The following is a 9,219-nucleotide window of genomic DNA, read 5'->3' as shown; positions in this document are numbered from 1 at the left end:
GTGTGGTGAGTGAGCCGCCCTGCCCCCCGGTGGGCCCGGGGGGGGGTTTGTGGGGGGGGGCCGGGGATGATGTGGCCGCGGCGTCCCAGCCGGAGGTGGCGCGGCCGGTTCCCCGGCGCCCGGGCCATCGAATCAGGCTCGGTACCCGGCAGTGCCGCGCTGCCGGGTCGTCACACCGGCGGGATGAGCAGCGAAGCCCCCGCGTAGATGAGATCCGGATTCTGGATCTTGTTCGTCTCGGCCAGGATGCCGATCGACACCCCCGTTGTCCCTGAGATCGCGGTGAGCGTATCGCCTGGCTTGATGGTGTAGGGCTTCGCCTTCGGCGCGGGCTTCGCCTCGACCGGTGCACCTGATCCGTTGGGCTTGTCCTCGTTGCCGCGACCCGGCGTCGGATCCTGACTCGCCCCGTTCTCGTCCTGCTTCCCCGTGCCGCCCTCGCTCGGCTACTGGGCGCTGCCGCCTCCGGCGTTCTTCTCGCCGGGCTTCCCCGGTGCCCCGACCGGGGCGTCATTGCCCTGCAGTGCCTGGATGAAGCCGCCGTCGGACGTCGCGAGCTATGTCAGGCTCCATCCGGCGAAGAGCGCCGCTCCGCCCACCATGACGCTGGCGGCGATGACGGGTCCGTTGCCGAAGCCCATCGGGCCGGCGTGACTCCCGGCAGCTGCTCTCGTCTGCGCCGACGGCTTCAACGCCGTCCCCACTGGCTTCTGAATCGTAGCCGTCATCCCTGTCCCGACTCCTCTACGAATAGCGCACACAATCATTCATATCCGGCATTGGCATTCTACTCATAGTCGAACTGAAGTTGATAGAATAGGGACTTGGATGGCAGTCCGAATCCTTACCGATAGCCCCCCAATGGGCCGCTGAGTCACCGACCGCCAGACCGAACGAAGGAACCGCATCACCATGGCCAACTACTCCATCTCCGCCAGCCAGATCACCGAGGGCAAGAACGTCTTCATCCGCGGGAAGCTCGGCTTCGCCGTACTCGCCCGCCTCATCGAAGGCGCGGAGCTCGGTGCCAGCGACCAGCGCAGGACGAAGAACGGCATGAGCCCCGTCGGCAAGCCGCACACCACCGCGACGATCATTCACGCCGAGGTCCAGTTCGCCGATCCGAACAACCCCACCCTCGAAGAGGAGTTCGTCTCCGAGCGCCGCTACGGCTCCCCGAAGCGGCCCGAAACCGGACCCAACTACTCCATCGACTCCAAGGGCAGCACCCTGCCGGTCATCGCGATCCCTTCTCCGAAGGGTGACGGCACCTACGACCAGGACGAGTCCGGCCAGGAGCTCGCGCAGGGCCTCGACGTCACGCTCGTGCTGCGCACCTACAAGCCGAAGGACTTCAACAACCGCGGCCTGGCCCTCGAACAGGTGATCGTCCACGAGGCGCCGCGCTACTACATGGCCGGCGGCATCGACCAGGCTGAGCTGGCTGCGCGTGGCATCGTGCTCAACGGCACGCCGCGTCCCGTTCAGGCCACTCCTACCAGCGCTGCCCCTGCCGCCGCCGTCCCGGTGGCGACCGAGGTCGAGGACGGCCTGTCCTTCCCGGCCCCCCAGCCGGCGTCCGCACCTGTGGCCGTGGCCGCGCATGCTCCGGTTCAGGCTCAGGTCCCGGCGACCGCCGTGGCTGCGCCCGTCGCTGCTGCTCCTGCTCCGGTTGCTGTTCCGGCCGCAGCTCCGGCTCCGGCTCCTGCCCAGCAGGAGACCCTGGAGCAGAAGCTCGCGCGCCTTGAGGCCGAGAACGCCTCCCTCAAGGACGCCGGTTCGGCCGTGGGCTCGCCCGTGGCCACCGACCCCCGGAACGGCTCCGGCCCGGCCCAGCAGGCGGGGATCACCTACCAGGGCTGATCCACGCTGACCATCGATGAGACCCCCGTACTCGCATCAGTGCAGTACGGGGGTCCTGTCTTTCTCTTCCCATCCTGACGCCTCCGACCGAAAGCGTGCGTCCCACGATGACTCCAGCCGACCCCCATGCCTGGTTCCCGCAGTTCTACGGCAACCCCGCGATCCGCACTCTCGCCAGTGCCTGTCGGTGGACCATCTCCGGACAGATAGGGGAAGAGACCCCCGACGATCCCACGAAGCCGCCGAAGCGCAAGGCCCCGATCGACGTACGGCACCTGCTCGCCGGCTGCACGTCCAGCTGCAAGCACGCCAGCCCACTACGCGGAGCCTTCGCCCTGGACGAGACCTGCCTGCTCACCCTCGACGAACTCACCGCGGCGATACCGAACGCCGCGAACACCGCCTTCTACCTCCAGGCCCAGACTGACGGGCTGCTCGTCCTCGACATCGAGGCCGACTGCCCGCCAGGTGTGGCCACAGACCTGCTGCGGCTGCCGGGCATCCTCTACTCGGAGCTGTCGATGTCCGGCCAGGGCTTCCATCTCGTCATGCCGCTGCCGAAGAACTTCCACGACTTCCCCGGGGCCGCCGGCAAGCGCGTCCTGCGTGAGGAACACGGCTGGTACGAGCTGCTCCTGGACCACTGGTCGACCTTCACCCGCCAGCCGGTGCCCGATCGCATCGTCGCTCAGGTCAACGCAGCAACTAGCGTGCCGGCCTTCGTCTCCATCGAGGACCTCTACGCGCAACTGGCCGTGAACGTCAGCCACAGCTCCGGTGCTTCAGCATCAGCTGTCGACACCGCCGAGGACATGCCCGACATCCCGTACTCGCAGGCGATCATCGGGCAGGCCCTGGCCAGTGCACGCCATCAGCTCCGGGATCCCGGCGACTTCAACCACGACATGTCCCGCTGGGAGTTCTCGGTTCTCGCCTCGCTCTACGGCTGGATGCGGACGCAACTGCGCGCCTACAGCGCCCTCGGCGTCGAGTACTCGACGGGCGACACCGCGTGGTTGCTCTACAAGGCGGCGGTCGATGTCATCCCTGCGCGCCACAAGCACAGCGAGCGGCGCAACGGCCGGCCCTTCCTCCTCGACCGGGCGGCTGCGCTCGTGGCTGACCGCGAGACCCGTTCCTCGTCGACCAACTGACGCCCTGTTCCTGTTCCTGCTTCTGCTCCTGGTTCATCTACTGCCTCCGGCAGCGGGTGGGACGGATGGCGGGTGCTGCGGCGGGGCCGAGCACAGGTAGGGGACAGGGCTGCATCGCGCGGAGCGCGATCGGGTGGCGATGTGCAGCGGTGCTCCATCGCCACCAATGGCGGGAGTGCAGGCCGCCAGGCTCCGACGGCGCGGCCTGCGCCACAGGACGTTCACGGCCTATGCAGCCTCGGCGACGCCGAGAACAGCAGCGCCGTCCTCCGACATCTCTTCTCTTTCTCTCTTCCTCGCCCGCGCACAGAAAAGACATCGATATGAAGTTCAATGACACCCTGACGACCCTCATCAAGCAGTCGCTTGAGGTCGGCGCGACGCCCGCTCTCATGGGCGAACCCGGCATCGGCAAGTCCAGCTTCGTTGAGGACCTGGCCTACTCCATGGGCACGCAGGCTTTCACGCTGCCGTGCAACCAGCTCGCCGACAAGGCCGACCTCACCGGCGCGCGTCTGGTGCTGTACACCAAGGACGACGGCACTGAAAGCTACAAGCAGGTCTTCTACCCGCACCAGGTGATCCAGGAGTGCATCGACTACGCCGAGAAGAACACGCGCGAGTGGCCGATCCTCTTCCTCGACGAGATCAACCGCACCACCTCCGACGTCACCTCCGGCGCGCTGACCCTGGTCACGCTGCGCCGCATGGGGTACGTCGAGCTGCCCAAGAACGTCCGCATCGTCGTGGCCGGCAACGACAGGGGCAACGTCACCTCGCTCGACGAGGCAAGCCTGTCCCGCTTCGCGATCTTCCACGTCGAGCCCGACGCCGCCACCCTCATGTCCGTCCTCGGCGACAACATGAACCCCTGGGTGAAGACGGTGCTCACGCAGTACCCCGCGCTGATCTTCCAGAAGTCGACGCCCGGGGCCATCGTCGTCGACGGCCAGGACGACGACGACAACGGCAACGGCAACGTCACGATGGCCGATCTGTTCGACGGCGGCGAGGAGATGAACCAGCTCACCACGCCGCGCACCATCGACAACCTGTCGCAGTGGCTCAACGCGGCCGACCCGCAGCAGCTGGCGCAGTACCTGGCCACCCCGATCCAGATCGGCGACCGCGAGACCTCGCTGCTGAACGAGGCCATCGAGGCCTACGTCGGGGACACCATGTTCACCACGCAGCTCGTGGCCACCATCGCCCAGGACCTGGCGAACAATGCTGGCGGCGTGCAGCAGAACCGGGTGAACGTCCCGAAGCCGAACTGCTACCAGAGCCTGAAGACCGCAGCGACCATGACCGACATGGCCGCGCTCGTCGCGACGCTGACCGACAACGAGAAGGCCGGGTCGCTGCTGTACGCGCTCAAGGAGATGGAGGACAACGCGCGCCTCATCGAGCAGCTGGCCCAGGCGATCACCCAGTTCGAGCCGGAGCACACCCGCACGCTCATCGAGATGGTGACCAGCCAGCAGATCGACCGCCAGAACCTGGAGGCCTTCATGGAGATCGACGCTCCGATCGTCAACCAGGCCAAGCCGGTCCTCTCGGCCTTCCTCTGATCGCTCGCTCATTGGTGGTGGGGACTGCGGCGGGCTGCCGTCCTTGCTGCAACTCCCCACCACCAGCGGCGCTCTGCCGCTGCCTTGTCCTCAGAAGGAGACTACGACCCATGACGATCACCGTCACGAACCAGAAGCCGGCCGTACTCGACGCACTGCACACCATCTCGTGCACCGGTGATTACGACCCGATGCCGGCGATCCAGCAGACCCTCATCGACCCGCTGCTGGAGCCGTTGAACCCCAACGCCCCGGCGAGCATCACCGACGCCCAGGGCGCTGATCTGACGGGCGGCATCCCGGATCTGGTCCTGAGCTGCCTCGGCGACACGCTGAACGTGGCCAGCGAGCAGACCGTCAAGGAGCTGCTCGGGCAGACCCTGATCAACTTCGACCAGGCCACACCGCTGCCGGTCGCCGAGCTCTTCGCCGTCCAGGCCGGACAGCAGAACAAGATGCCCGCGCCCTCCCCGCGGGTGCTCTACACCGCGCAGGCTGATGTCCTCCCGGCCGCGAAGGCTCTGCTGGCGGGGACCGGCGACGAGAGCGCCTTCTTCGCCTCGATCGCCTACACCTTCCACCCTGACACCCTCGGGTTCTGGTTCCAGTCCTCCGCGGCCTTCGACGACTTCAAGATCTGGCTGTCCCAGCAGACACAGGCGATGGCCAGTGCGTTGCCACCGGCCACCACCAAGCTGCTCAACGACTTCACGGCCCTGTCCCTGAAGGGGCTCACCGAGTCGCTGCTGGTGCGCAAGGACGACTCTGACGCCAACGATGAGCACTCCTTCGCCCGCGTGCTCGTACACATGCTCATGAACTACGCCGAGCAGCAGCAGCGGGCCCAGGCCAGCCAGCAGAACACTGCCCTGGACACCGGCGTCCTGCCGTTCACGGTCGGGGAGCTGTTCTGCCCGCGCTCCCTCGTCCTGGTCAACGTCGAGGCCCATGCTCGGGCCACCGCGGCGAAGATCGCGGGGGAATGGAACCTCATCAACCAGTCGCTGGCTTCGCCGGTGAAGGTCGTCTCGAACACGTCGCTGTCCAAGCTCACGTCGCTGCCACGGGCAGCCGCCCGGGCCGCCGCCCTGGGAGCCAACCAGCAACCGGGCCAGCCCGGCAGCCGTAGCGCCCAGGTGGCCTTCCGCAAGCAGCCGCCGAGCAAGCTCGACCTGCTCACGGACATCACCCGTGTGCTGCGCCGGATGGGCAAGGTCAACAAGTCACAGAACATATTCCGCACGACGAAGGCGACCTTCCTCAAGGCCAACCGCCGGAACCCGGACGACTTCAACAAGCCAGGCCGGATCACCTCGGTGCAGTACATGCCCGACCTGCACATCTACATCGACACCTCCGGTTCGATCTCCGAGGAGAACTACCAGGAGGCGGTCATGATGCTCATCCGGATCGCCAAGAAGCTCAACATCAACCTGTACTTCAACTCGTTCAGCCACTTCCTGTCCCAGGAGGTGATGCTGCGCACGGAGAACAAGTCGACGACTCAGATCTGGAAGGAGTTCCGCAGGATCCCGAAGGTGTCGGGCGGAACGGAGTACACGCAGGTCTGGCAGTACATCAACGCCAGCCGCGTGCGCCAGCGCAGGCTCTCGCTCATGGTCACCGACTTCGACTGGCTGCCGCCGTCCACGCGTCAGGACCACCCGAAGAACCTGTACTACGCACCGTGCTCCGCCATGGACTGGTCGTCCATGGTTGACCTGGCCAAGCGCTACGCCGACTCGATGCAGCACATCGACCCGAGCATCCGGCAGAGGCTCCTCGGCATGGTCGTCTGACCCTGCTGCCCCAAGAACCGCCAAGAGCGGTGCCGCGCAACCAACTCCCCTGGCCGGCACCGCTCCTGGTGACCCCTGGCTTCTTCTCTCACCCATCCATATTCCTGCTCGGAGCCCGTGACGCATCCACCCAGCGCGCCATCACGCCGAGCGACCCGCACCGAAGGAGGACCCGATGGGTCTCAGCAACTTCACGCCCAGCGGCTCCGACGACGACAAGGGCACCGGCAGTGGCCGACCTCCAGCATCGTTCCCGCCCATGGGAATGCCGTCCGGAGGCAGCGCCAACGATGACGTCAAGGAGCTCCTCGTCGACTACAACGAGAAGTTCAAGAACGCCGATCCGACGATGTTCCGGGACACGCTCATTCAGCAGGTCCTCTCGGTCGTTATCAGCAAGACCAAGCCCAATGCTTTGCTGGTCGGCTCCGCCGGCGTCGGCAAGACGAAGATCGTCGAGGACATCGCCCGGCGCATCGCGCTCGGTGACACCCTCATCCCCGACCAGCTCAAGGACCACACGATCTACGAGCTGCCCATCACCAACATCATCGCCGGGACCGGCATCGTCGGTTCACTGGAGGAGAAGGTTAAGGCGATCGTCGAGTTCGCCTCGGACGCCAAGAACAAGGCCATCCTGTTCATGGACGAGATCCACCAGATCACCGGAGGGTCCGGCAGCCATGGCGACGCCGTCGGCCGCAAGATCTCGCAGATCCTCAAGCCGGCCCTGGCCCGCGGCGACATGTCCGTCATCGGCGCGACCACCAGCACGGAGTCTCGGGCATTCGACGAGGACCCGGCCTTCGCCCGCCGCTTCACCCGGCTCATCGTCGACGAGCTGAGCGTGGAACAGACGCTGGCCGTGATGACCACGGTCCGTCCCGGCCTGATGGCGCACTACCGTCACCAGATCGGAGTCTCCGACGACGTCCTGGCCTCGGTGGTGCAGATCGCCGAAGCGAACTCCCGGGCTGGCCAGCACCGTCCGGACAACGCCATCACGCTGCTCGACCGCGCGATGGCTGACCGGGTCCTGGAGCAGAAGAAGCTCATCGTCCAGGCAGAGAACGCCGGCGACACGGCACTCGCGCAGACCTTGCGGTCCATCCCGCAAGTGCCGCTGACGAGCACCCGTGTGCTCGATGTGGCCAAGCGCCTGATGACCGGAAATGCCCAGCGCAAGGACCTCGACGTCGCCGCGCTGAGCGCCACGCTCACCAGCCGCCTGCAGGGCCAGGACGATGTGCTCGTCAAGCTCACCGACCGTCTGGCCCGCGAAGAGCTCGACCTGTTCCCGACGAAGACGCCCACGACGTGGCTGTTCGCCGGGGCTTCGGGTGTGGGTAAGACCGAGGCAGTCAAGATCATCGCTGAGGAGACGACCGGCGCCGAGCCGATCATCCTCAACATGACCGAATTCCACAGTGAGTGGTCGACGTCGAGAATCATCGGCTCACCTCCCGGCTATGTCGGATCGGACTCCAACCAGGAGCTCCCGTTCGACACGCTGGAGTCCAACCCCCACCGGGTGATCCTGCTCGACGAGTTCGAGAAGGCCGACAAGGCCGTGCAGCGCCTGTTCCTCTCGGCGTTCGACGAAGGCTACATCCGCAACGCCCATGGCAAGATGCTGGATTTCTCCAAGGCCCTGGTCATCTGCACGACCAACGCCGCCCGTGATTCTCTCGACGGCAAGATGATCGGCTTCGGCAACAACCCGAAGACCGTCTCGAACCAGAGCCTCAACAAGGTACTGGGGCAGTTCTTCGACGCCGAGTTGCTGGGCCGGTTTTCACTGGTCGTGGGGTTCAACCCCATCGACCGGCAGATCTACCGGCAGATCATGGCCGCCGACTACGAGCGGCAGCGTGAACGGATCGTCGAGGCCAAGCCGCGGCTGGCTCAGGCGCTGCCCGTGTCGATGCCCGACGACGAGCTGCGCGCCATCGGAGAGACCACCTACGTGGACTCCCAGGGTGCGCGGCCGGCGCGCAAGGCCGTTCGCGCCTGGATCGAGGACTACCTGCTCGCTGCCCAGACCGGCGGCACAGCCTCGGCATCCTCGTCGGACGGCTGAGCAGGCGGCCCCATCGCACCGGACGTACCTCACCCGCACACCCTCATTGCTCAGGAAGGGCGGTCTCTGTTCGCTATGACCTGGATAAGGACTCTCAACGCGACGTCCCCACAAGGGCAGCAAGTGGAGTACTGGCAGAACCCGGGAGGGGGATACTCCCTGGCCGAGTCCCCTGCGCGGGTGCAGGTTTCCGGTTGCACCGTGGTCAACGGCTGGTCATGTGACGGCGAGACGTATGTGGAGTATGCGCGCATCGTGCGCGAGGGGCACGCCCCTGTCAGTACCGACGCGTACGAAGAGGCGTGATTATGAAGTGGAACGAGTGCGAGAGCGGCATGACCGTGCGGGACGCCCGCACCGGAGAGATGTTCAAGGTCGTCGGTCGTCGTGGAGTTACCGACGACGGCCTCGCCACTGCCACCGACTGCGGCGCGTGGGTCGAGCAGAGTGAGCCGGGCTCTGACGGCATCAAGGAACTGTGGGTCGTTCACTGGTCGCACCTTGAACGCGTAGCCGACTGATCCGGCGGAGCATCGGGCGCACTCCTCACCGGATGCGCCTTCCTTGTCTGCCCCTCGAATCTCGATGCCGGCAATGGCGCCGTCGATGGTCCCGGCCGGCGCTCGGAGTCGACCTCGAAGTGAGGTGAGCTGCCGCTGATGAACGACCCCGCGCCGGGGTAGCGCGCGGTGTCCGGGGCGGGCTCTTATAAAAAAAAACCAACCCACCAGAACACGAAAGATCTCGGGTTG

Annotated in this window: 8 protein-coding genes; 6 read left to right on the top strand and 2 right to left on the bottom strand. The window is 66.1% G+C overall.

Going from position 1 to position 9,219, the window contains the following annotated elements; translation table 11 throughout:
- Window positions 1-170 precede the first annotated feature (170 nt).
- Both ACFWY6_RS39100 and ACFWY6_RS39095 read right to left on the bottom strand, forming a co-directional pair.
- Window positions 171-305, bottom strand: coding sequence for a LysM peptidoglycan-binding domain-containing protein (locus ACFWY6_RS39100; protein ID WP_384700762.1), 135 nt, complete (start codon window positions 303-305; stop codon window positions 171-173).
- Between the two features lie 252 nt (window positions 306-557).
- Window positions 558-728 carry a hypothetical protein gene (locus ACFWY6_RS39095; RefSeq protein ID WP_384700756.1) on the bottom strand — a complete coding sequence of 57 codons (171 nt, stop codon included), beginning with the start codon at window positions 726-728 and terminating at the stop codon, window positions 558-560.
- Window positions 729-912: 184 nt separating this feature from the next.
- Between ACFWY6_RS39095 and ACFWY6_RS39090 the strand changes: the two genes are divergently transcribed.
- The 6 genes from ACFWY6_RS39090 (at window position 913) to ACFWY6_RS39065 (ending at window position 8,988) form a co-directional block, all read left to right on the top strand.
- A complete protein-coding gene (locus ACFWY6_RS39090) occupies window positions 913-1,863 on the top strand; it encodes a hypothetical protein (RefSeq protein WP_384700754.1) in 951 nt (316 codons plus the stop codon).
- A gap of 107 nt (window positions 1,864-1,970) precedes the next feature.
- Window positions 1,971-3,017 carry a hypothetical protein gene (locus ACFWY6_RS39085; RefSeq protein WP_384700752.1) on the top strand — a complete coding sequence of 349 codons (1,047 nt, stop codon included), beginning with the start codon at window positions 1,971-1,973 and terminating at the stop codon, window positions 3,015-3,017.
- Window positions 3,018-3,340: 323 nt separating this feature from the next.
- Complete coding sequence (locus tag ACFWY6_RS39080; protein WP_384700750.1) at window positions 3,341-4,588, top strand: AAA family ATPase; 1,248 nt, start codon at window positions 3,341-3,343, stop codon at window positions 4,586-4,588.
- A gap of 110 nt (window positions 4,589-4,698) precedes the next feature.
- On the top strand, window positions 4,699-6,387 hold the full coding sequence (locus ACFWY6_RS39075) for a hypothetical protein (protein ID WP_384700748.1): 1,689 nt from the start codon (window positions 4,699-4,701) through the stop codon (window positions 6,385-6,387).
- Between the two features lie 175 nt (window positions 6,388-6,562).
- A complete protein-coding gene (locus ACFWY6_RS39070; RefSeq protein WP_384700746.1) occupies window positions 6,563-8,467 on the top strand; it encodes an AAA family ATPase in 1,905 nt (634 codons plus the stop codon).
- 308 nt (window positions 8,468-8,775) lie between these two features.
- Window positions 8,776-8,988, top strand: coding sequence for a hypothetical protein (locus ACFWY6_RS39065; RefSeq protein ID WP_384700744.1), 213 nt, complete (start codon window positions 8,776-8,778; stop codon window positions 8,986-8,988).
- Window positions 8,989-9,219 lie beyond the last annotated feature (231 nt).

It is taken from the genome of Streptomyces sp. NPDC059037 (assembly GCF_042740015.1).
Taxonomy (GTDB): Bacteria; Actinomycetota; Actinomycetes; order Streptomycetales; family Streptomycetaceae; genus Streptomyces.
Note: the sequence above shows the minus strand (reverse complement) of the source record. Positions and strands in the feature narration are given on the sequence as shown.